The organism is Mucilaginibacter aquaedulcis (assembly GCF_030409325.1).
GTDB classification, from domain to species: Bacteria; Bacteroidota; Bacteroidia; order Sphingobacteriales; family Sphingobacteriaceae; genus Mucilaginibacter; species Mucilaginibacter aquaedulcis.
In genome coordinates, this window is the sequence record NZ_JAUFPR010000002.1 from 491,092 (window position 1) to 512,630 (window position 21,539).

22 protein-coding genes and 1 riboswitch are annotated in these 21,539 nt (G+C 39.8%); of the genes, 7 read left to right on the top strand and 15 right to left on the bottom strand.

Going from position 1 to position 21,539, the window contains the following annotated elements:
• Nucleotides 1-4: 4 nt before the first annotated feature.
• The 5 genes from QWZ01_RS06720 to QWZ01_RS06740 form a co-directional block, all read right to left on the bottom strand.
• Complete coding sequence (locus tag QWZ01_RS06720; protein WP_290322529.1) at nucleotides 5-859, bottom strand: bestrophin family protein; 855 nt, start codon at nucleotides 857-859, stop codon at nucleotides 5-7.
• 152 nt (nucleotides 860-1,011) lie between these two features.
• A complete protein-coding gene (gene kynU / locus QWZ01_RS06725; RefSeq protein WP_290322530.1) occupies nucleotides 1,012-2,286 on the bottom strand; it encodes a kynureninase in 1,275 nt (424 codons plus the stop codon).
• 30 nt (nucleotides 2,287-2,316) lie between these two features.
• Nucleotides 2,317-2,919 (bottom strand): DNA-3-methyladenine glycosylase, encoded by a 603-nt coding sequence (locus QWZ01_RS06730; protein ID WP_290322531.1) that lies wholly within the window; start codon nucleotides 2,917-2,919, stop codon nucleotides 2,317-2,319.
• On the bottom strand, nucleotides 2,916-3,563 hold the full coding sequence (locus QWZ01_RS06735) for an alpha/beta hydrolase (protein ID WP_290322532.1): 648 nt from the start codon (nucleotides 3,561-3,563) through the stop codon (nucleotides 2,916-2,918). Before QWZ01_RS06735 ends, QWZ01_RS06730 begins: the two co-directional genes overlap by 4 nt.
• Nucleotides 3,563-4,039, bottom strand: a complete 477-nt coding sequence (locus tag QWZ01_RS06740) for a GAF domain-containing protein (protein ID WP_290322533.1) — start codon at nucleotides 4,037-4,039, stop codon at nucleotides 3,563-3,565. Before QWZ01_RS06740 ends, QWZ01_RS06735 begins: the two co-directional genes overlap by 1 nt.
• Nucleotides 4,040-4,402: 363 nt before the next feature.
• On the opposite strand from QWZ01_RS06740, the gene QWZ01_RS06745 reads away from it, so the two are divergent.
• On the top strand, nucleotides 4,403-5,104 hold the full coding sequence (locus QWZ01_RS06745) for a DUF3291 domain-containing protein (RefSeq protein ID WP_290322534.1): 702 nt from the start codon (nucleotides 4,403-4,405) through the stop codon (nucleotides 5,102-5,104).
• 3 nt (nucleotides 5,105-5,107) lie between these two features.
• Nucleotides 5,108-5,356 (top strand): hypothetical protein, encoded by a 249-nt coding sequence (locus QWZ01_RS06750; protein WP_290322535.1) that lies wholly within the window; start codon nucleotides 5,108-5,110, stop codon nucleotides 5,354-5,356.
• A 252-nt stretch (nucleotides 5,357-5,608) separates the two neighbouring features.
• On the opposite strand, the gene QWZ01_RS06755 is transcribed toward QWZ01_RS06750, so the two are convergent.
• The 4 genes from QWZ01_RS06755 to QWZ01_RS06770 form a co-directional block, all read right to left on the bottom strand.
• Nucleotides 5,609-6,295: an SIR2 family NAD-dependent protein deacylase gene (locus QWZ01_RS06755; RefSeq protein ID WP_290322536.1), complete on the bottom strand. Its 687-nt coding sequence runs from the start codon at nucleotides 6,293-6,295 to the stop codon at nucleotides 5,609-5,611.
• Between the two features lie 77 nt (nucleotides 6,296-6,372).
• Entirely contained in the window at nucleotides 6,373-6,948 is a 576-nt protein-coding gene (locus QWZ01_RS06760) for a DUF6580 family putative transport protein (RefSeq protein ID WP_290322537.1), read from the bottom strand.
• Nucleotides 6,949-7,001: 53 nt separating this feature from the next.
• Nucleotides 7,002-8,123, bottom strand: coding sequence for a DUF5074 domain-containing protein (locus tag QWZ01_RS06765; RefSeq protein WP_290322538.1), 1,122 nt, complete (start codon nucleotides 8,121-8,123; stop codon nucleotides 7,002-7,004).
• A gap of 12 nt (nucleotides 8,124-8,135) precedes the next feature.
• Nucleotides 8,136-10,151: a TonB-dependent receptor plug domain-containing protein gene (locus tag QWZ01_RS06770; RefSeq protein WP_290322539.1), complete on the bottom strand. Its 2,016-nt coding sequence runs from the start codon at nucleotides 10,149-10,151 to the stop codon at nucleotides 8,136-8,138.
• Nucleotides 10,152-10,250: 99 nt separating this feature from the next.
• A riboswitch (cobalamin riboswitch) is annotated at nucleotides 10,251-10,450 on the bottom strand.
• A gap of 48 nt (nucleotides 10,451-10,498) precedes the next feature.
• On the opposite strand from QWZ01_RS06770, the gene QWZ01_RS06775 reads away from it, so the two are divergent.
• Complete coding sequence (locus QWZ01_RS06775) at nucleotides 10,499-11,755, top strand: serine hydrolase (RefSeq protein WP_290322540.1); 1,257 nt, start codon at nucleotides 10,499-10,501, stop codon at nucleotides 11,753-11,755.
• Nucleotides 11,756-11,812: 57 nt separating this feature from the next.
• Complete coding sequence (locus QWZ01_RS06780; protein ID WP_290322541.1) at nucleotides 11,813-12,556, top strand: SRPBCC family protein; 744 nt, start codon at nucleotides 11,813-11,815, stop codon at nucleotides 12,554-12,556.
• A 73-nt stretch (nucleotides 12,557-12,629) separates the two neighbouring features.
• Here the strand turns inward: QWZ01_RS06780 and rplT are convergent, their stop codons facing one another.
• From rplT to thrS, 4 genes are all read right to left on the bottom strand, one after another.
• On the bottom strand, nucleotides 12,630-12,974 hold the full coding sequence (rplT, locus tag QWZ01_RS06785) for a 50S ribosomal protein L20 (protein WP_290322542.1): 345 nt from the start codon (nucleotides 12,972-12,974) through the stop codon (nucleotides 12,630-12,632).
• Between the two features lie 78 nt (nucleotides 12,975-13,052).
• Nucleotides 13,053-13,253 carry a 50S ribosomal protein L35 gene (rpmI, locus tag QWZ01_RS06790; protein WP_022829872.1) on the bottom strand — a complete coding sequence of 67 codons (201 nt, stop codon included), beginning with the start codon at nucleotides 13,251-13,253 and terminating at the stop codon, nucleotides 13,053-13,055.
• A 107-nt stretch (nucleotides 13,254-13,360) separates the two neighbouring features.
• Nucleotides 13,361-13,927: a translation initiation factor IF-3 gene (infC, locus tag QWZ01_RS06795; RefSeq protein WP_290322543.1), complete on the bottom strand. Its 567-nt coding sequence runs from the start codon at nucleotides 13,925-13,927 to the stop codon at nucleotides 13,361-13,363.
• A 1-nt stretch (nucleotide 13,928) separates the two neighbouring features.
• Nucleotides 13,929-15,854, bottom strand: coding sequence for a threonine--tRNA ligase (gene thrS / locus QWZ01_RS06800; RefSeq protein WP_290322544.1), 1,926 nt, complete (start codon nucleotides 15,852-15,854; stop codon nucleotides 13,929-13,931).
• A gap of 719 nt (nucleotides 15,855-16,573) precedes the next feature.
• On the opposite strand from thrS, the gene QWZ01_RS06805 reads away from it, so the two are divergent.
• Nucleotides 16,574-16,972, top strand: a complete 399-nt coding sequence (locus QWZ01_RS06805; protein WP_290322545.1) for a hypothetical protein — start codon at nucleotides 16,574-16,576, stop codon at nucleotides 16,970-16,972.
• Nucleotides 16,973-17,007: 35 nt separating this feature from the next.
• On the opposite strand, the gene QWZ01_RS06810 is transcribed toward QWZ01_RS06805, so the two are convergent.
• Together QWZ01_RS06810 and QWZ01_RS06815 are read right to left on the bottom strand one after the other, a co-directional pair.
• Nucleotides 17,008-17,736, bottom strand: a complete 729-nt coding sequence (locus tag QWZ01_RS06810; protein ID WP_290322546.1) for a (Fe-S)-binding protein — start codon at nucleotides 17,734-17,736, stop codon at nucleotides 17,008-17,010.
• Between the two features lie 13 nt (nucleotides 17,737-17,749).
• The gene (locus QWZ01_RS06815; protein ID WP_290322547.1) at nucleotides 17,750-19,072 is read right to left on the bottom strand and encodes an MFS transporter; all 1,323 of its coding nucleotides are present in this window, start codon (nucleotides 19,070-19,072) and stop codon (nucleotides 17,750-17,752) included.
• A 306-nt stretch (nucleotides 19,073-19,378) separates the two neighbouring features.
• Between QWZ01_RS06815 and QWZ01_RS06820 the strand changes: the two genes are divergently transcribed.
• Both QWZ01_RS06820 and QWZ01_RS06825 read left to right on the top strand, forming a co-directional pair.
• Entirely contained in the window at nucleotides 19,379-20,038 is a 660-nt protein-coding gene (locus tag QWZ01_RS06820) for a hypothetical protein (protein ID WP_290322548.1), read from the top strand.
• A 77-nt stretch (nucleotides 20,039-20,115) separates the two neighbouring features.
• A complete protein-coding gene (locus QWZ01_RS06825; protein ID WP_290322549.1) occupies nucleotides 20,116-21,525 on the top strand; it encodes a hypothetical protein in 1,410 nt (469 codons plus the stop codon).
• Nucleotides 21,526-21,539 lie beyond the last annotated feature (14 nt).

The following is a 21,539-nucleotide window of genomic DNA, read 5'->3' on the forward strand; positions in this document are numbered from 1 at the left end:
CCAATTAAGCAAATATCTCCCCTACATGTTTCTGAATATTTTCGCAAATGTTATCAAGCGGAAGGTCATTGGCATCGTAACCAAATGGGTCTTCAATTTCCTCGGCCAATAACTCTATACTGGCAAATACAAACAGCACAAAACCTATAATTGGAATGATAAAATACTTCAGATCAAACGACCAGGTGAACGGCAAGGTCATGATATAAGTGAAGATAAACTTCTTGATAAATACATTATAGGAGAAAGGAATCGGAGTTTTCTTAATACGTTCACAGCCACCACAAATATCTGTAAATGAAGTTATTTCAGCAGTTATACTAAATAGCTGCTCCGGGTTTATCACGCCATCTTTATTAAGCTTATAAACGTTTTTTATAATAGCTGATGCTACCTGATTAGGAACATGTTTATCCGGGTCAATAGTAATAAAAGCCGACTGTTCTGGTACATAAACATCACGTAAATGATTTTTGAGCGAACGGGCGTAAAGTGGTATAGTATAGTTAAAAAACGCGGCGTCAGTTTCATTAACCAGGTGTTTGAGTTTCATGGCCAGGTTACGGCTGTTGTTGGTAAGGCTGCCCCAGATCTTGCGCCCTTCCCACCAGCGGTCATATGCTGAATTGATGCGAAACGCCAGTAACAAGGAAAACACGAAGCCAATAGTTTGGTGGATATAGCTTACTTTTTTCAGGATACTGGTGTCGGGCAGTTGCCAATAATCGATCAGCAGATAAGTAACAATGCCCGCATACGCGCCGACCGCTATGATCAGCGGGAAAAGTTCGCGCAGGGTATCGGCCTTATTAAGCCTGAAAATAAACGAAAACCACTCCTTGGGATTGTAATAAACCATATGATAAAGTCAAAAGTTAAAATTCAAAAGTCAAAAAATCTCATTTTTGTTATTGCGAGGAGAGGAACGACGAAGCAATCGTGAACATGCAAGCCCACTCTGTATAGTATGCGATTGTCACGCTATCGCTCGCAATGACAGGCATCTCAAAGCTATACCGCTGTTGCCAAATATTGCACTGCCTTGTAAACATCAGTAAAAGTATTGTACAGCGGAACCGGGCTCAGCCTGATCACGTCAGGTTCGCGCCAGTCGCCGATAACTCCATTATCAGCGAGGTATTTAAAAATAGCCTTCGCGTTCTTTTTACAAACTACAGATAACTGGCAGCCCCGCTCCTGCGGATTGGCCGGTGTTATAATTTTAAATAACTCTTCCCCTTGCTGCTGGTTGATGTCATTAATTAAAAACTCCATATATCCCGTTAATGCAATGCTTTTTGCTCTCAGGGCATCAATACCACCCGCTTTATCAAAAATAGCCATAGAGGCTTTAAATAAAGCCATAAGCAATATAGGGCTGGTGCTCACCTGCCAGCCATCTGCGCCTTGAGCGGCATCAAAGCCAGGAGCCATTAAAAAGCGCTTATCCTCACGATAGCCCCACCAGCCGGCAAAACGATCTAACTCTTTATTTTCAAAATGTTTTTCATGTACAAAAATGCCGCTAATACCGCCTGGCCCCGAGTTCATATACTTGTAGGAACACCAGCAAGCAAAATCAGCACCCCAGTCATGTAATTTCAGAGGAACGTTCCCTGCGGTATGCGCCAGATCAAAACCTACGTAAGCACCTGCTTCGTGGCCTGCCAGGGTAATGGGTTCCAGATCAAAGAACTGGCCTGTATAGTAATTGATGCCGGCAAACATCACTAAAGCCAGCTCATTAGCATGTTCATTTATTTTTAGGATAATATCTTCCGTGCGTAAAGTAAGTTCTCCTTCTCTCGGAAATATCTCTACAATAGCCTCTTTGGGATCAAAGCCATGAAAGCGTACCTGGCTTTCCATGGCGTACTGATCTGATGGAAAGGCTCCACCTTCCATGATTATCTTAAATCGTTTACTGTTTGGTTTATAGAAACTTACCATTAATAAATGAAGATTTACCGTAAGTGAGTTCATTACGGTAACTTCATTTTCAAGGGCACCAACTATTTTTGAAACAGATGCCGAAAGCTGTTTATGATAGTTTAACCATGGATCGTTGCCCTGAAACCAGCCCTCAACCGCCAGGCTTTCCCAGTTATTGAGTTGGTCGGCAATATGCTGTTGTGCCGATACGGGCTGCAGGCCTAAAGAGTTTCCGCATAAATATATAACTTCCTCGCCTTTGTGTTGAGGTATTAAAAAACGTTTCCGGAAATCCTTTAAAGGGTCATTCCTATCCTGTTCAATGGCAAATGATAAACTGCTTTGATAATTCATTGCCACAATATTAATAAATTTAGGCGAGGCTTACTTATTGGGTTTGCTCACATAAATATCGCCTTTCACGTAAAAACGATATGGCAAAAGCGCATCCTCTTTTGCATAAGCTACTCCTATTCGGGGGCCTGCGGTTATTTGTTCATCGCTAAAATTTAGTCCGCGTTCTTCTATCCAAATAGTATCACTTTGTAAGCTGGTGGCATTGATATTTCTGGAAATACCCAATGCTTTGGCAACAGACCCAGGGCCTGCAGTGATTGTAGGTTTAATCAAAGGCATATTGCGCCTAACCTGCATGGCTTCTATCCCATCAGTAGGGTGAACAGCCCTGATTAGGATAGCTTGCGGGTTCCCTTCTACAGAAGTTACAATGTTGAACATTTCATGTATGCCATAACATAGGTAAACATAAGCAATACCTCCCTGCATAAACATGGTTTTTGTGCGTGGGGTTTGCCGGTTACCATAGGCATGTGAGGCTCGGTCTACAATGCCATTATATGCTTCTGTTTCAACAATATATCCTCCCGTTATTACACCATCTATATAAGTAAAAAGATATTTACCAAGCAGGTTTTTACTGATGGCTAATACATCATTACCGAGGTAATATTGTTCTGATAATTTCATTTTTTCAGGAGCGGTTTTAATAGTTTATTGATTTTTTTGGCCTGATCAAATATCATGATATGAGTACCTCCTTCAACAATAGTGGCATTGCTGATCTTGCTGACAGGGAATATCAAATCCTTATCGCCCGTTATGTGATAAAGGCTTGGAGGTATAATATTATTTCGCCATTGAAGTATGGCTCCCATCGCCCACTTAACAAAATTGGGTGAACTATTTTTAAGCATATCGTTAAACAGCCATGCATCTTCGGCGCTCATATGACCAAACAGGGGCTTAATCATAAAACCAAGTGAGGTAAATAATTTTCCTGGGATGATCTTATAAACAGGCAGTGTCCTGAACAGGTTAAAATACCCCGGAGTTTCAGCATTTACCTTGATACTTGATATAATAATGGCTTTTTTTACAGGGATAAGCTTTGCTATTTCTACCGTCAGGATACCGCCTAATGAGTTGCCTATAATAATAGAATTAGGTCGTATATTATATTGATTTATAAGCTTTTGAGCATATGTAACTAAAGTATCAGATTTATCTGGTTCAATCCAATCAACGGGTGTTACGTCATGATCATATAGTTCGATATTGTTGTATACACGAGTATCGGCACCAAGGCCAGCTATCAGATATACGTTACCCATTAAAAATTCAACAGCTTAACAATCTGCTCCAGGTATTGAGCATCTGTTTCATCAAACTGATCAAGCAATTCACTATCTACGTCCAGAACGGCCACTACCTCATTATTATGAAATACAGGAACCACGATCTCCGAACGGGAAAGCGAACTACACGCAATGTGACCGGGGAATGCGTCAACATCGGGCACTACTAACGTTTTAGCCTGCTGCCAGGCAGTACCGCAAACACCTTTACCCAAAGCTATGCGCGTACAGGCCACAGGCCCTTGGAAAGGCCCCAAAACCAATTCATTGTTCTTCACTAAATAAAAGCCAACCCAAAACCATTTAAACTGCTCTTTGAGCGCAGCAGCAACATTAGCCATGTTAGCAATTAAATCTGGTTCGCCGTACAGCAAAGCCTCTATTTGTGGGATCAATACAGTATACTTCTCTGTTTTATCGGTTGATGTGGTTATGTTTAAATCCTCTGCCATAGCACAAAAATAATCATGTGCAGCCGAAGATTAATAAGGTTAGTATCATATTTCGTATATTTGCAAGTATAGCAGCCCGGATTTCTTAATATAGAGAAAGCCGGGCTGTTTTGCTAAAGAGCCGGGAAAGCTAAATACACTAAGTTCTTTATCAGTTAACTGAAAATCAATTAATTAAAACTTTTTAAAGCTTGAAATACCGCTCTGAAACGTATTAAAACTGATAAAAAGCGAAGATTTACGAGTTTTTTCGAGTGATTTTGACATTATTATTTGCCTTTTTCTGTCTGTTGTTTGTTAAAATAAAAGTTTAAGAAGTTTTTTGGCCAGTGTTTTATAATTAATCTTTTACTTAGCAGGCAGATGATCGTTAGTCTAACCATAATACGTTACCGCAAGTTATTTGTACCCTTTGCCTTATTGGCTATGGCCATACATCGGTTGCCTATGTTAATGCAAAAGGGCTGCAGCTTTTATAAGTTACTGGGCTCCGGGCATAACGGCACATTTGATCTGCAACCCGATTGGCGACAATGGGGACTGTTGGCCTGTTGGGATAGCAGAGAGGATTTTGACCGGTTTTATCACCATTCTTTCATTTCTGGCTGGTGGAAAATATTGGGCCAGGAAGGCTGGACGGTATTATGCAAGCCACTACAAAGCCATGGCAAATGGGATGGCAAAGAACCGTTTGAAAACCCAACACCCCAGGATTATACCGGACCGATAGCTGTACTTACACGCGCTACGATCAAGATGAGTAAATTGAAAAGCTTCTGGTCGCATGTTGATGAGGTTGCCAATTTAATGACCACTGCTACTGGATATATTACTTCATTTGGTATAGGCGAGGCTCCTGTTTACCGCCAGGCCACGTTTTCAATCTGGCAAAGCTTAGACGATGTAAAAGCATTTGCATACAAGAGCCGCCAGCATGCCGAAGTTATAAAACTAACCCGCAGCGAAGGCTGGTATAGTGAAGAACTTTTTGCCCGATTTATTCCATTGGAAAGCTTTGGATCACTTCATGGAAAAGACCCTTTAAATGATCTGTTAAAAAAATAAAATATGAGAATTATTGCCGAACTACCACACCCTGATTTTAAAATATCCATACTGAATATGAACCAAAAGTTCATTGTAAAAATAGAACAGGGTTCTTTGGAGCAGAGTTATAAGATACCCGAAATGGATTTAACCGATGGAGTAAACAGTGTTTTTGAATTACTTGACGATGAATTTTTGAAAAAGGTTGGTGCCAGATTTACGGAAATGCGTGCTGATTATAAAGATGCATATTTCAGGTACAATTACTAATGAATTACGCTTTTAAATAATTAACTTACAGATAGTTATGGAATTAAACCTTGTTAAACAAAATTTTATTTGGCAAAATACATTAACTTCTCCTTCGATATTCATTAATAACTATTTCAATGAGAAGTAAAACTTTAAATTAAAATATTAAATAGCTGCAAATTAAAAACTTAATTTATTTAACAGAATTATATTCTGCCAAATAAATCGCCAAATAAATGAGATATTTACTCAAAAAACTAATTAATCTGCTTATTTTTTCAATAACTCATTTACCAACGCAACTACCCCGGTAGTGGCCTTTTCCTGTATTTTAACTACCGGACCTCTCACGTGAACCTCCGGTATTTTAGGGTCTATAATATATTTAGGTACCTGGGGGCCAACATAATTTATCAACCCGGCGGCAGGGTATACGGCCAATGAGCTACCTACCAGCATAAACATTTCGGCGTGCGAGCAAATTCGGGCTGCTGTTTCAATCATGGGTACGGCTTCGCCAAACCAAACCACATGAGCTCTCAAAGGGGAGCCCAATTCACAAACTTCGTCCATGCCCAAATACCAGCCGTTAATTGGATAAGTAAACTCTGGATTAATACTTGATTGCGAGCGCGTAATTATACCATGCAAATGAATAACGTTGCTTGATCCCGCCCTTTCATGCAGGTCATCGATATTCTGGGTAATAATAGTTACTTCGTATTTTTCCTCTAACTGAGCCAGCGCATAATGAGCAGCATTGGGTTTTGCTTCCAACACTGATTTACGGCGTTGGTTATAAAAGTCCTGAACCAGGGATGGATTACGCTGCCATGCTTCAGGTGTGGCTACATCTTCTATATTGTACCCCTCCCATAGCCCGTCGCTGTCTCTAAAGGTCTTTAAACCACTTTCAGCACTAATTCCTGCTCCGGTTAGTATTACCAATTTTTCCATGTTATTGAATAAAAGTATATCCATAAAAAAAGCGACCTGCCCACTGGCAAATCGCTTTTCAATTTAATTAAGTGAACTTAAAGTGCCAGTTGTTTTTTGGTTCGTAAAAAATTGTACCGGGTTTTGGCTAATTCAAAACATCCAAATAGTAATAAACCAAACACCAGGTTACCGTATATCATATTGTACTCAAACGGAATGGCCTTAACTAATGAAGTTCCATATCCGGCCAATGTATGCGGGTAAAGCGTGCCGTATAGCCAAGGCAGGTCTGTTAATAACCAATGAATCAATACTGCCGCCAATGAGGCTAAAATCACGTTAAGTACATTTACTTTCTTCAGGATTAAACTACCTGTAAGTACCATTAAAGCAAAGCTTAAGTAAGTAATTTCGGCACCGCTGTACCATAGGCTCAGTTTTGAAGTATACAGATAATTGATAATGATATCTGTTGTGAATAAGGTTAGCAATACGGTTAGGTAGCCTTTCCATTTATTAATGAAGTATGCTCCACCAAATAACGCGATAGCTCCTACCGGGTTAAAATTACTTAAATCTTTATACTTGAAAGCCAGCAACCTGAACGCGGCAGCAAGTACGATCATTAAAATAAGCACTATGTTTCTTGTTGGGTTATCCTTTGCTGTCATGACCAAATTTTTGTAGGGTAAAAATACCTATATTCTATATAAATATACAACGATTACTTGTTAACAAAAGCTATTTTACCCGGACTTATACCAGTAGTTATTGAATATTCTTTTTTACCTGTTTTATCAAAGGCATACAACATACCGTTTGAAGCATAATCTTTAGCATCGGTAACAAATATTTCGCCGGTTGCAGGATCGGCTGCAATAGTGTACGGACTTGTGATCTGCGTACCATCTGTAATGAAATTAGCCTGGGCTGGTGTTTGTGTTTTGGCATTGTATACAGCAATTTTATTATCACCGGTAACATAATAAACAAAATCGCCCTGTACAACAATAGGGATATTATAGCCCAAGTTCAGGTTTGTTTGAGATATAGAAACATCGGTTTTGTTATCAATGATTGACATACCGGGAGGCACAACAACTGTAGCTGTATTTCCGCTATAGGTAGTGATACCCAATGAAAGTACATAAACATGGCCGTAAGAATCAGCAGCAATGCTCACCGGATTTGATAATACTTTTATCTTTTTGATCTCGGTTAAAGAGTTTAAATCTATTACAGATACCGTGTTGTCGGGGTTTCCGGTACCTACATCTAACCCTCCGCTGTTTGCCACATAAAGTTTATCATTACTCACAACAAGTTGTTCAGGGTTCCGACCTACGGTTATGTATTTGCTGATAGCTAATGTTGTAGTATCCATTACCGCCACTGTACCATCGTAATTAGTAATAAACACGTTGTTTTTGTAAAAAGCCACGCTTCTTGGCTGACGAGCATGGGCAAATCCTTTTAATGAAGGGTTCACCAGGCTGTCTTGCTTAATCAGTTTTCCCGTTTTGGCATTAACAATATCAACTACACTCGAGTAGTTAACCACGATATACATTTTTGAACCGTAAATCTGGATATCGTTGCCTGTATCGCCTAAAGGGCTACCATTTACTTTGCTGTAAATATCGGGCGTAAGTTGCTTGGTGGCGTAATCATAATAGGTAAGTGTGCTGTTGTTTGACATAAACCCACCTTGATTTAAAACATATAAACCAGCCCGCTCGGCAGTTGGTGTATCTGTATGTGGATTGATCTTGTCCTTATGGCAAGAGGCCAGTATAAGCATTACTGCCATGGCGCTTAATAGAGATTTGAGTTTGATTTGTTTCATAATTATCAATAATTAAATAGTTATTTGAAATGAGAACCGGAATGAACGACCCGGCATTGGGTAGCTTTGTACTACAAAATAGCTTTTGTCAAAAAGGTTATTAGCCTCAAAAGATGCAATAAGCGGCTTTCCTTTTACCAAAAAACGATAAACAACAGAAGCGTCGCTGGTTGAATAGCCTGAGATATAATCATATGGAAGATTGTCATTAGTGTAATATCTTGATGATGAAATTACCTGGTTATAATATACCCCCAAATGATCATGATCAATGCCCGCATTTAGTGAAACCGTGTTTTTAGGAGTATAAGGTAACTGATTAAGATAAATAGAGGATGCCGGGTCGGTAACATTGAGTGCTTGTTGATATGAATAATTAACCGATACGGATGCTTTCCAATCTGTAGTAAGCTTTGCCCGAGTTTTTAAACTGGCGTCAACACCTTTTATATCTGCCTTGCCAAAGTTTTGTATAGAGCCGTTGTAGGCATCTTTCGGAATAAATACTATTTTATTATCTACATGGTTATAGTAGGCATCGGCAGTAAATGCTATATAATTTATAAAGCCATTTAACGCTTTACTGTAGGTTGTACCCAAATCAAACTGTTTGGTAAATTCCGGTGTTAAATTGGGGTTACCAATGCCACCGTAATACAGATCATCAAACGTTGGGTTACGGAATATGGATTTATAAAAAGCCCTCAACTGAAAATTGGGGTTTTCAAACGGCTGAACAGTAGCCATTAAGGTAGGTGAATAAATATTTCTTTGAGGTGCAGGTGTGCCTGCTTTAACAGTTTCGGTGATGTGAGTATTCAATAAACTACCCTGCAAGCGAAGCTTTCCTATGCTTAAGTTTGAAGCCAGCACATTTAAAAAGGTTAACCTTTTGGGATGCGAAAAGTTAGATAAATTGGCATCGAGGTTATTGATGGCGAAATCAATAGCATAGGAAACATCCCAGTTTAATATTATATGATAAGCCAAGGCGGCAGACTCGTAAAATTCGTGCTGGGTAAAGCGCTGATCGAGCTTTCCTTCCTGGTTTAAATAATCAGGATCAAGATAACGCAGATTAGTTTCAGATACTTTAGTATTCAATAATAAATGCAAGCTATTAGCCCAGATATGCTCATAACCAGCCTGTGAAAAAAAATCACGATTCCAAAGTCTGCTCCTTGAAACAGAAGGATTGTAAAGAATCACTGCACCAGGAAGCCCTCTGTCTGAATTATAATAATTAACATGCAGGTTAAATTTATTACTGTCAATTTTTGTCCAGTACAAAGCACCATCTGCCTGTTTCGCATTAATGTCGCTGTTGTTTCGGGTGCTTGAAGAATCTCCTCCACCAGTTTTAAACTTGTACCTACCATCGGCATTTTCCAAATAACTGTTTATAACAAATGCCCAGTTATTGTTGATACGCTGCTGCCACTGCAAATATGGGTTAACCAAGCCAAAAGAACCTGTTTTAATACCCGCAGTTATCTGAAATGGCTTACTTGTGGATAAAGAGGGTTGTACGGTTTTTACAGAAAGTATACTTGCAGATGCAAATGACCTTGCAGGCATACATATAACAGGCGGCTGGCCGTTGTATAATGTGATCTGTTGCACGTTGTTCAGGTTAAGTTTACTCAGGTCAACCTGACCGTTTTCGGCATCGTTAATTTGCAAACCGTCATATAAAACAGCGGTATGATTAGCGCTGAGGCCGCGTACCGAAACAGTTTTTAATCCTCCTATTCCACCGTAATCTTTCAAGATCACGCCTGCAAAATCACGAATAGCATCGGCCACGTTAAATGCATTGTAACGGCTAAAATCACTGGCTGATATTTGTTGCGAGGGAATAATAGTTTGTATCTGAGGCATACTGGCCCCGGTCACTGTAACTTCCCTTATTTTTTTAGTGGTATCTGTTTGAGCCGATATGGTAAGCGGAAAGTATATTGCAAGGCAAAACCATACAGCCAATAAAAGCTGATAACTGCATTTTAAATAATGAGTACCTTTTTGCATTTGTAGTAAGTATCCCCTCCGAAATACAGAATACAAAGTTTGAATAGAAACCGCCCCAGAAAGGTTCCATACTCAAGCTTCAATCCCCGAAAGCTATGAATAATGTATAATGCTCTGGCAGGTATTCTGACTCGCTCCCCATGTTATCCTGTCTTCCCGTAAACCGATGGCAAACAGTGACAATAAGAATGGATAATGGTTAAAGAGCTTACAGCTGCGGGACAGTTACGGATTCACACCGTATTCCCTTTTAATTCCCGATAATAACTATCTGAGAAACCTAAAGCATAGCAAAAGTAGAATAAGTATTCGCATCCACAAAGTAACAAATCATTATATTTATCGGAATGAAACTATACTTTACACTATTGCTACTGTTTACCTGCATGTTTTGTTCTGCCCAGCAACCTGATACCCTATTTCTAAAAGATCTTTTACAAAGTAATCCTGAGTTGTTTTCAGGCATATTAAAGCATCCTACCCAAAATGAAATACAAATATTATATACGCAGATAAACAGGGATAAAAACAATATACCACACTTTAAATCTTACAGTTATCATCTTAATACTAACCATTATTTTTATCCGGCGAGCACAGTTAAATTGCCAACCGCCATATTTGCGCTCGAAAAACTGAATGAGTTAGGCATTAAAGGACTTAATGCAAGATCCATAATGATAACAGATAGTGCATTTGCCGGCCAAACTAAAGTAAAAACGGATACATCATCTGCTAATGGATTACCGAGTATTGAAAATTACATCAAAAAGATATTGCTGGTAAGCGATAATGATGCATTTAACCGCTTATATGAATTTGTTGGTCGCGCCGAGATCAATTTGAAATTAAAAAAGTACCAGCTGAATAATACCCGTATTATAGGCCGGCTGGCTGTTAATGATGCCGGTGAAAGCACCCAACACACCAACCCAATTGATTTTTTTAACGGTGATAAACTAATTTATCACAAAACTTCCCAATACGATAGCATGGAATACCCAATGCATCTCGATAATATGACTCAGGGAAAAGGTTACCTGGATAAGAACGATAAATTGATCATGCAGCCTTTTGATTTTACTCAGAAGAATGTTTATACCATTGTCGATCAGCAAGCAGTATTAAAGCGATTGCTTTTTCCAGAGGTATTTCCTAAAGAACAGCGTTATAACCTCACCCCTGCCAATTATCGTTTTATTTATCGTTATATGAGTACGTTCCCTACTGAAAATATAAAACCTACATACAGCAAGCCCGAATATTATCCGGCTTATTGCAAGTTTTTGTTTTACGGAGGGGATAGCACGGCAACTATTGATCCTAATATCAGGATTTTCAATAAAGTTGGCGACAGCTATGGATACAATATTGACAACGCCTATATTGTTGATTTCAAGAACAAGGTGGAGTTTATGATCACAGCCGTTGTGCAATCAAATGAGGATGGTATTTACAACGATAATAAATATGAATATGCCACAGTTTGCCTGCCCTTTTTGAAAAATTTGGGCCGTATTCTATATCATTATGAAGTACAAAGACCTAAAGCTCACCTACCCGATTTAGCTAAATATAAATTTGATTATCAGCAAAATAAATAAAATCAAAACTTAGCATGATCTGTACTGTTTAAATTTTAAACCTATTTAAACAATACTATGGCAACTACAACAATAGTAAAATATTCTGACAACTACCCCGTGCTTTACGGTGACGATCGTATCAATTTAAAGTGGCCTGAGCGTTATACATCTATCATCGGCGGCGTAAAATTAAGCTTCTCGGGATTTAAGAACATTTTTTCAAACCCCTTAACCAGTGTAATTAAAATTGGGGCGGGTGGTTATCTGTTAAACCGGGGCATTACCGGCCATTGCGAACTGTACAAACAGATCGGAAAAATGTCAACCAATCCTATTAACGTAAATATCCGGTCATCATTTACAGTTAATAAGCCCAGGCATAGGGTTTATAGCTTTTGGCGAAAGCTTGACAATTTGCCGCTATTTATGAAGCACCTGGAAAGCGTTGAGGTGATTGACGATAAATATTCGCACTGGGTATTAAAACTGCCTACAAATGTTGCTACTGTTAGTTGGCATGCCGAAATAGTTAAGGACGAACCCGATGAAATGATTGGGTGGAGCTCGTTACCCGATTCTGCGATTAATAATGCAGGAAAAGTGCGTTTTCAAGATACTTTAGATGGCAAGGGTACCATTGTTGATGTGGTGATCAGTTATCAGCCGCCTGCCGGAGGTGTTGGCGCGGGTATTGCTAAAGTATTAAATCCTGTATTTAAAAACATGGTAGATAAAGATGTACAAAACTTTAAACAATACATGGATATTGACAATGATGCCGAAGAGTATGACGAACAAAGAATTATCATTATCGAATAAACAAAAATCTATAAAACAAAAAAGGCCGCAATTTGCGGCCTTTTCCGTTAATAAGCGCTAAAGCGCTTTTATATTATTTTACTGCGTCGATCACGGCTTTGAAAGCATCCGGATGATTCATTGCTAAATCAGCTAATACTTTACGGTTTAAACCGATATTTTTTGCAGCTAATTTACCTATTAACTGTGAGTAAGAAATTCCGTGCTGACGGGCACCTGCGTTAATACGCTGTATCCATAAAGCTCTGAACTCTCTTTTTTTGGTTTTACGGTCACGGTATGCGTACTGTAAACCTTTTTCAACTGTGTTTTTTGCAACGGTATAAACCTTGCTTCTTGAACCCCAATAACCTTTGGCGAGGTTCATGATCCTTTTTCTGCGTCTTCTCGACGCTACTGCGTTAACTGAACGTGGCATCTTGTTTGATTTTGGTAGTGAGTGCCTGCCTTTACAACAGAACTTAAAACTCTAATACCTGGTTAAAAAAATTGTGAATTACTTTCCGATACAAAGCATACGTTTAACGTTACCCATGTCGGCATCAGATACTAAGCTGGTGTGACCAAGTGCACGTTTACGTTTAGTCGACATCTTGGTTAAGATGTGGCTTTTGTATGCGTTTTTTCTTGCGATTTTACCGGTTCCAGTAAGCTTAAAGCGCTTTTTAGCACTGGAATTGGTTTTCATTTTTGGCATAACTATATTTATTTGTGTTAGACGTTGTACGTAATACCTTTTACGTGAACGTTTTTTCTTTATTCAGTTTAACTACGTACAACATAAAACGTTATACGTAAAACCCATTACTTTTTAACTGCTTTTGGAGCCAGGGTTAAAAACATCCTTTTTCCTTCAAGCTTTGGTAATTGTTCTACCTTACCAACTTCTTCAAGTGCTTGTGCAAAGCGTAGCAGTAATATTTCACCTTGCTCTTTGTACACAATGGCACGGCCTTTAAAGTGCACGTAGGCCCTCACCTTTTCGCCGGCTTCCAAAAACTTAATAGCATGCTTTAATTTAAACTCAAAGTCATGATCATCAGTATTGGGTCCAAAACGGATCTCTTTAATAACCGTTTGCTTGGCATTGCTCTTGATCTCTTTTAGCTTTTTCTTCTGTTCGTAAATAAACTTGTTATAGTCCGTTACTTTACAAACCGGCGGCACCGCGTTCGGAGATATTTCAACCAGATCCAATTCCTGCTCCTGGGCAATAGCCAGTGCATCTCTTAAAGAGTAAACTCCTTGTTCAACGTTATCGCCTACTAAACGAACTTCCTGAGCTCTAATGAATTGGTTAATGTTGTGTTCAGCTTCTTTTTTCTTAAAAGGAAGCCTTGGTCCTCTATTGAAAGGTTTGTTTAATGCCAAGTTATACTTTTATTTCTTTAGTTATTTGTTCTTTAAAATCTTCTATACTCATGCTCCCTAAATCGCCCTGACCGTGTTTCCTTACCGATACCATACCTTCGGCAGCTTCTTTTTCACCTACGATCAACATATAAGGGATTTTTTTGACTTCAGCATCGCGTATCTTCCGCCCTATCTTCTCGTCTCTAAAATCAATCAGCCCGCAAATATCGGAATCTTTTAACATATCAGAAAGTTTTTTTGCATATTCCTCATATTTTTCTGATATGGGCAAAATAACAAACTGTTCTGGCGATAACCACAGCGGGAAATTACCTGCGCAATGCTCTATCAATACCGCAATAAACCGTTCCATAGAGCCAAAAGGAGCTCTGTGAATCATTACCGGACGATGCTTTTGATTGTCGCTGCCGGTGTATTCCAGTTCAAAACGTTCAGGTAAGTTATAATCTACCTGGATGGTACCCAATTGCCATTTACGACCAAGAGCATCCTTCACCATAAAATCAAGCTTAGGGCCATAAAACGCTGCCTCACCTAATTCTGTTACAGTGCGTAAACCTTTTTCCTCTGCAGCTTCAATGATCGCCGATTCTGCCAAAGCCCAATTTTCGTCGGTACCAATGTATTTAGCCTTATTCTCAGGGTCACGCAGGGATATTTGTGCAGTATAATCTTCAAAACCAAGGGCTTTAAACACATACAATACCAGGTCAATCACCTTCATGAATTCTTCTTTCACCTGATCAGGGCGGCAAAATAAGTGAGCATCATCCTGAGTAAAGCCACGTACACGGGTTAAGCCATGCAGCTCGCCGCTTTGCTCATAACGGTAAACGGTACCAAACTCAGCTAAACGAACCGGAAGGTCTTTGTATGAGCGTGGTTTAGTTTTATATATCTCGCAGTGGTGCGGGCAGTTCATCGGTTTTAAGAAAAACTCCTCTCCCTCCTGCGGGGTTTTTATAGGTTGAAACGAATCAGCGCCATATTTTTCATAGTGACCAGATGTTACATACAGGTTTTTATGCCCGATGTGCGGAGTAATCACCTGCTCATAACCTGCCCTAACCTGCGCTTTTTGTAAAAAGCTGGTCAATCGCTCACGTAGCGCGGTACCTTTTGGTAACCACAGCGGCAAACCCATACCCACTTTTTCAGAAAAAGCAAACAACTCCAGTTCCTTACCTAACTTGCGGTGATCGCGCTTTTTAGCTTCTTCGATTATGTGCAGGTAATCAGTAAGTTCACTTGCTTTAGGGAAGGTAACACCGTAAATACGGGTGAGTTGTTTACGGGTTTCATCACCGCGCCAGTAGGCACCGGCCAGGCTCATCAGCTTAACGGCCTTTATAAAGCCAGTGTTGGGGATATGAGGCCCGCGGCACAGATCGGTAAAGTTACCTTGTGTATAAAAAGTGATAGAGCCATCGGGCAAATCCTTGATCAGATCAAGTTTGTACTCGTCGCCTTTTTCAGTAAAATATTCAATCGCGTCGGCTTTGGTTACCGGTTTGCGGATAAACTCTTCTTTGGTTTTAGCCAGTTCAATGATCTTGTCTTCTATCTGTTTAAACTCGTCAGATGACAAAACTTTGTCGCCAAAATCAACATCATAATAAAAGCCGGTTTCAATAGCCGGACCTATGCCGAATTTTGTGCCCGGGTACAACGCTTCCAGTGCTTCGGCCATTAAGTGAGCCGATGAATGCCAGAATGTTGATTTGCCTGAAGCATCGTTCCAGGTTAATAATTTAACGTGCGAATCCTTTTCAATGGGGCGGTTGGCATCCCAAACCTCACCATCAACTTCGGCTGCTAATACGTTTCGTGCTAATCCTTCGGAGATCGATTGTGCGATCTGCATGGAAGTGATCCCTTTGTCATACTGACGAACGGAACCATCAGGGAGTGTAATACTAATCATCTACAACTATGATTTAAATTTTTATAAAATTACTTTTTTCAATCACCTACAAAGTGATCTTTTATCTTTCGTGCGAAATTACAATTTTATTTTGATTTTATGTTTCTGACTTAACATTCGGCAATAAGCAGGAACTTTTTAAAATCCAATTTTGAATCAAAAACAGAGCAAAAAAGCATCGAAAAACATTAAAATACTTAAGAATATGCTCGAAATATTCAGTTTTAATACATTTTGAGGTAGTTTTTATTACTTTAAAAAGTCGTAATTAATTGTATATCAAATACATATTTAAACTTTAACTTCTTCTGATCGACCCCCATTTAGCCAAACAGCCCGGCTTTCCTTATGCGGAGAGCTGGGCTGTTAATTAATATAAATATACGGATTTTCAGTGAGAGCCCTAATAAAGCTTGTTAACAGAAAATATTTATCACTATAGCATATAATTATATCCTGTTTTTATTAATTTCAAGCCCATATTTATATAAAAAAAACCTAACCTTAAATCACAGCATATGATTATTTTTGGAACACGTGCCTCTCTGCAGAAAACAGAATATTTGACCGATAATTGTCCGAATTGTAATACATCGGGAAGTATTCAAATGAATGTATTTCAACAGTATGGGCACATATTTTGGATACCAACAGTTCCAACAGGAAAAATAGGCGTTTCTCAGTGTGCGAACTGCAAGCAAATTCTAAAACTGAAGCAAATGCCAGATCCTATAAAACTTGGCTATGAAAATCTTAAAACCTATACTAAAATACCTTTGTGGACTTACTCAGGTTTGCTGATCATTGGTTTGGCTATAGCAGGGTTTACTTTTGCCGATAAACAAAAGAAAACCAGGGTAAATAAAATGATCTATTCATTAAAAAAAGACGATATCCTTGAAGTAAAGTTAAAGGGTGATATATATACCCTATTAAAGGTCGACCACGTTTCGGGCAATCTGGTTTATGTGGCGATGAATAAATACCAAAGTAACTCGGAAACCAATATGGATGAATTGAAAAGTAAGGGATACGATACCTCAACCATTCAGGAATTTCCGGTATCCCAGCTTATCAATAATGATAAAATAGAAATTCTTGATATTGACAGGAATTAATCAATGATCTCACCTCCCAATTCCCGAAATCATAATCACACATTTCCCCAGCCCAGGGCCAGTACATCGGCCAGGTGCATAGTTTGGATGGGAAGGCTGTTTTTATCGATATAGCCTTGCAGGTGCAGCAAACAGGAGGCATCTGTAGAGATGATGTACTCTGCTCCTGCTGCCAGCGCGTTATCTACCTTTTGCTGTGCCATGGCGCTCGATATGCCATCAAACTTAACAGCAAACGTACCGCCGAAACCGCAGCAGGTTTCGTTATCCTTTAATTCAAGCAACTCTAAACCTAATACTTTGGAAAGCAGCTGGCGCGGCTCATCTTTTATTTTGCACTCACGCAGGCCGGCGCAGCTATCGTGATAAACCGCCTTGCCATCCAGTTCAGCGCCAAAGTAATCAAATTGCAGTATATTGATCAGAAAGTCAGACAGTTCATAGATATTGCCCTGTATGCTGCGGCATTTGTTATGTACAGCGGTATTGGTAAACAGATCGTTATAATAGTTTTTAACCATCCCGGTGCAGGAGGCCGATGGTGTTACGATCACGCTATCGTCCGAAAAATCACTCAGAAATTTATTGCCCACGGCCTTGGCTTCGTCCCAAAAACCGGCGTTAAACGCAGGCTGGCCGCAGCAGGTTTGGTTAGGGTTAAAACTAACGTTACAGCCCGCTTTTTCAAGTACCTTTATGGTGTTAAAAGCAGTATCGGGAAACAACTGGTCGATAAAACAGGGTACAAACAACTCGATCTTCATCTCTTACACAAAATTATACGGTGCTAAAATCCATATTTTTCTTAAACTTTTTTTCGGCTGATAGCAAAGAAAACAATAATATTAATCCTACGATGAAAAAAGTGGCTAATACCAGTACCGAATTGCGCGGACTGCCGGTTAACTCTTCAAAAAAACCAAAACTAAATACCCCGCCCACTATGGCCAGTTTTTCGGTTACATCATAAAAACTAAAGAACGATGCTGTATCCGGAATGTTTTCGGGTAAATATTTCGAGTACGTTGACCTCGACATGGATTGTATCCCGCCCATCACTAAACCTACCACAGCTGCAACAACATAAAACTGTGCGCTGGTAGTAGTTAGGTAGGCCGCAGCGCAAACCAGTATCCATATAATCACCACCATGATCAACACCTTCACATTTCCATACTTGCCAGATAAGCGCGACATGATATTGGCACCCGCAATGGCAACCAATTGGATGATTAAAATAGTGGTAATAAGCGCTGCTGTGGGCATATGCAATTCCTTTGCTGCAAAACCGGTAGCCACCAGCATTATGGTTTGTACCCCCATGGAGTAAAAGAAAAACGCCGGTAAAAATCTTTTTAACAGTGGCATATTTTTAACCTGCTGCCAAACTTTTCCTAGTTCAATAAATCCGCCTTTAATAATATTATGATCGTGTTTTTGAGCATTAGGGCTCCCTTTAGGTAACACAATGAAAGGGATTAGCGCAAAACCCATCCACCACAAGCCTACCAGCAAAAATGACAAACGGGCCGGGAAGGTTTTGTCAACTATACCGAAAAGTTCTGGTTTCAGTACAAATACAAAACAGATGAGTTGCAGCAGTACGCTGCCTATATAACCATAGGTAAAACCTTTGGCGCTCACGCTATCCTGCATATCGGTAGTTGCAATTTCGGGCAGGTATGAATTGTAAAATACAAAACCACCGCTATAGCCAATAGCTGCCAATGCAAATGCAATGATACCCAGTTCTATACTATCGGCTTTGAAAAAGTAAAGAGCACAGCATGATATGGCACCAATGGCGGTAAAAAACTGCATGAATATCTTTTTGTTACCCCTGTAATCGGCAATGGACGATAGTATCGGGAGCAGTAAAACAATGATCAGGTAGGCAGCTGATAATGCATAATCAGAAAGCGCGGTATTAACAAAGCTTTTGCCGAAGAACATTACCCTGCCTCCATTGGTGCTGGTGGTGGTAATGGCCACATAATAGGCCGGAAAAATGGTTGAGGTTATAACAAGATTATATGCCGAATTGGCCCAGTCAAACATTGCCCAGGCCCTGATGGTTTTCTTATTGTTTTTAGATTCCATGAAGCAATAAATGTATACAAATTTTGGAGCTTTGGAAACAAAGGAATTGGAATAAGGAGATAAGAATCAGGAATCAAGACCTGTGTGTATTTTATAAATAACGTTATTGAAATAGCAAGACTCATAAAAAAACTTCTAAGTGATTGAGTCCTTTCCGTTGAAGAAAGGATTTGCCGAAGTTTTAACATTGGTTTAATTTTTGAGGCAAATAACCTTTTTAAATATACAGATAGTGCGTTTAAAAACGTTTTTCACTAAAAGGGTCGAAAACAGGGCCTGTCTGGTAACCTGCCCAATGGATATACTATGAATGAAACCGGCAAAACAATAAAAAGAAAGCTGACAGATCATAAAGAAGCGAAAACACTGCTTTTAAAAGCCAATCTTGCCCATGGCGGCCATGCACTTGATGTTATTAAAACGATGCATTATTCGGCCATCATCATGGGCATAAAAGCGGAATCATATATTGATGTGAATAACCAAAAACTCCGGATAGAGCTTTGGGATAATGACAATATGGTTTCTGTTGAGCAAATGGACGGAAATAATAGCTGGCGATGGATGCAAGGCAAAAAGGCTCCTTTACCGGCTACTCGTATAGCAGAAATGAGGAGTACATTTTACTCGGGCTTGTTGGGCTTACGTAAGGCAGCCTTAAACCAAATGCAGGTACTCAACATGCAAAAGCTGAAAAATAACACTTATTCAGTATTGGGCAGGCTAAACAATAACGATTATATTTTTGCCATTAACAGCCAAAATCTGCTTGTGGCCGAAGCCAACAAAACATCGGGCCGAACATCGGTATCGGCCCTGGCTGATTTGCGTTTGATACAGGGCATCATGATCCCGTTTAAGGAAACAGTAACCACCGGGTTTAAAAAATTGCTTATCGAGTATACTGATTTTGAGATAAACCCCAAAATTGATAACAATCAATGGGCTATTCCTGCAGGCGCATAATATTAAGTGTGCGTTAATTAGAACATTTAATCAAACAACATAGGCTGAATATAGGTTTAAGAAAAAAATATTGACCTATGAAATGGCTTATCATCGCTTTAATTATCTGTTCAATTGGTATCCATCATCCTTCAGCTGCTCAAACAAAGAACCTTAATGGCGTTTATGCCGGTATACAACTTACGCTAAGCGCTATGATGGGCGGCGGCATGAATCGCCAGGATTATGTGATTCTTTTTAGGCCAGATGGTACACTGAACGATAAAATGGATAAACCCGACTGGCGAACAGCTGTAACCGCACACTACCAGTTAGTGGGTCAGCAGCTTACCATCACTTATCCAAAAGGAAACAAAGACAAATATACCATCACCAGCGATGGCTTGCTTGACGGTGGCGGCTATACGCTCAGTAAACTGGACGGAAGCACTGTGCCAACCGGTTATTACAAGTTTTCCAGCGCCAGCAGCGCGGGTGGTATGGGTACCGGAATGGTATATGTAGGCGTAGCGCATGACGCCGGATTAAACTTTGATGGCAAGGGTCACTTCAGCAGCAGTAAATCATCTGCTACAGCTATTATAGGTGATAATGTTGGCGGTGGTGGCAGTAAAAAAGGCGGCGGCTATGGTACTTATAAAATAAATAACGGTCAGCTTACCCTAACCTTTAGCGATGGCCATGTGGAAGAACATACCTTTTTTTGCCGAATACAGGATAAAAAGCCAATGGCAGCCATAGATGGCGACTTATACTTTCAGGATGATGGTGAAGATGATAAACCTGTTAAAAGTACTGCAAAAACTAAAAGCAATACGGGTAATAATGCCACCACAACAACTGACAATAGCAGCAACAATGCTGCCGCAGACGGCAAAAGCTTGTTGTTAAAAGCCAATGAACTGCACGGCGGTACCAAGCTTGATGGGGTTAAAACAGTGAAATTTTCGGCTACCATTATGGGGCTTAAAGCTGTTTCGTTTATTGATGCCGATGCCGGAAAAGTACGTATAGAGCTTTGGAAGAACGGCAAATTAGCGTCTATTGAGCAATTGGAAGGTGATGGCGGATGGCAATGGCAAAATGGCCATAAAAACGCTTTACCGGCCAACCGTGTGGCCGAAATGAAAAATTCATTTTATTCGGGCGTTATGGGTTTACGCAAATCTGTCATTGATGGTATGCAGATAGTTAATGTTAAAAAAATGAATAACAGCATTACATCGGTAATGTGCAAGTGTAACGGCAACGAATACATTTTTGCATTCAACAACCAGGGGCAGCTTGTTCTGGAAGGCTCAAAGGCAGGTACAAGTTCACAAGCTTCTGTTTCGGCACTAACCGATCTGCGACCCGTGCAAGGTGTCATGATCCCCTTTCATGAAGTGTTAAGCTCCGGCGCACAGAAAATGGTGATCCAGTATGATAATTTTGAGATAAACCCCATGATTGGCGCAGATGCGTGGCTTGTGCCTAATGCTATTTAGGAAACAAAAAGCCC